This window comes from Pseudomonas sp. P5_A2_2 (assembly GCF_054177685.1).
This window is the reverse complement of record NZ_JBGCUL010001334.1, coordinates 1-1044: the sequence shown is the minus strand read 5'-3', so window position 1 is coordinate 1044 and position 1044 is coordinate 1. Positions and strand designations below refer to the sequence as shown.

Genomic DNA, 1044 nt, shown 5'->3' with positions numbered 1-1044 from the left:
GTGCCGCGCGAGGCTTATCGCGTCGGGGTGCCGTTTGCCGGGCAGTGGAGTGAAGTGCTCAACAGCGATTCGTCGATCTATGCCGGTTCCAACTACGGCAACAGTGGCGGGGCGGTGGCCGAGGAAACGCCGAGCCATGGGCAGGCGTTGTCACTGGTGCTGAATTTGCCGCCGTTGGCGGTGTTGATGTTAAGGCCGCAGGGCTGATCCGAAGTCGGCGGTGCTGCTATTCGCGAGCAGGCTCGCTCCCACACTGGATTGATGTCGTACTCAAAACCCGTGTGGGAGCGGGCCTGCCCGCGAAGGGGCCGGTGCAGTCGACGCCGACATTTGGCGCCTGGCAATGAATGGCGGTGATTCAGAGATGCACTTCCACCGCCAACGGCAAATGGTCGGACAGGTGCGTCCACGGCTTGTGCCCGAGTATTTGCGGCTCATGGCTGCTGGCGTTGCGCAGGTAGACGCGGTCCAGGCGCAACAAGGGAAACCGCGCGGGGTAGGTTTTGGCCGGGCGGCCATGGTGGCGTTCGAAGGCTTCGTGCAGATAATCGCGACGGGCCAGGGCGGCATTGCCCTGCAGCTGCCAGTCGTTGAAGTCGCCGGCAATGATCACCGGCGCATCATCCGGCAGGGACTCGAGGAGTTGGCAGAGCAACTGCAACTGCAGCTGGCGATGACTTTCCAGCAGGCTGAGGTGCACGCAAATGGCATGTACTTCGTTATGTCCCGGCACGTCCAGTACGCAGTGCAGCAAGCCGCGACGTTCCGGGCCGGTAATGGAAACATCCAGGTTTCGGTACTCGCGGATCGGGTATTTCGACAGCAAGGCATTGCCATGATGACCGTCGGGATAGACGGCATTGCGTCCATAGGCGAAGTCGCCCCACATGCTGTCGGCGAGAAATTCGTACTGCGAGGTTTGTGGCCAATCGTTGTAGCGGGAGGAATACCGGTCGTGTTCGCCGACGACTTCTTGCAGAAACACCAGGTCTGCCGACGTACTGCGCACCGCTTCACGCAACTCCGGGAGGATGAAGCGCCGGT

Annotated in this window: 2 protein-coding genes; one reads left to right on the top strand and one right to left on the bottom strand. The window is 61.6% G+C overall.

The annotated features are described in order from the left end of the window. Positions 1-207, top strand: a 207-nt coding sequence (locus tag ACXRVY_RS31230; RefSeq protein WP_458239238.1) for an alpha amylase C-terminal domain-containing protein, incomplete at its 5' end; no start/stop codon positions are given. Between the two features lie 151 nt (positions 208-358). Here ACXRVY_RS31230 and ACXRVY_RS31225 read toward each other — a convergent pair. Continuing rightward, positions 359-1044: endonuclease/exonuclease/phosphatase family protein (locus ACXRVY_RS31225; protein ID WP_458239237.1), on the bottom strand; the 686-nt coding region annotated here is incomplete at its 5' end.